The following is a 564-nucleotide window of genomic DNA, read 5'->3' on the forward strand; positions in this document are numbered from 1 at the left end:
CCCACCCTCGCCGACACACTCAACATAACGCCCCACGCATCGCCCGGATCGGGTTCTACGGACGCCTTCTCGTACACAGTCCCTTCCGGAACGAACCAGGTGCTGATGGTGATTATCTCCATGGGCGGCGGCTTCACGCCGACCGCGACGCAAAACGGAGCAAGTGTCACCTTTACTTCAAACTGGTCATCGAGCTGTCCGCAAAACGGAGGAGCCACATCTCCCTCTGTTGAGTGGTTTGGGTATCTCACCAACCCAACATCGGGCACTTTCTCGCTGAACAAAGGTGGCCTCACTGGTGCCGAGTACGCCGTATTTACGGTCAACAGCGCACTCACAACAGGCAACCCCATTGATGCATTCAACTGCGCCAACCACGGAAACACGAGCAACCTCATCTCCGTATCCACGACCACGCCAACAGCAAATGATCTCCTGATTGATTGGGGCGCGACGGGCTCCAATATGAGCGGCTCATCGCACGGCAGCGGTCAAACAGAGTATGTGAGCAAAAACGACAGCGCGGTCACACTCTCGGTATACGGCAGTTACATCGCCGGCTCT

Annotated in this window: 1 protein-coding gene; it reads left to right on the forward strand. The window is 56.7% G+C overall.

The features are described from left to right. Positions 1 to 99: 99 nt before the first annotated feature. Positions 100 to 564, forward strand: a 465-nt coding sequence (locus XI03_RS01545; protein WP_271591092.1) for a hypothetical protein, incomplete at its 3' end; no start/stop codon positions are given.

The organism is Bradyrhizobium sp. CCBAU 65884 (assembly GCF_028128835.1).
Lineage (GTDB): Bacteria > Pseudomonadota > Alphaproteobacteria > Rhizobiales > Xanthobacteraceae > Bradyrhizobium > Bradyrhizobium ottawaense.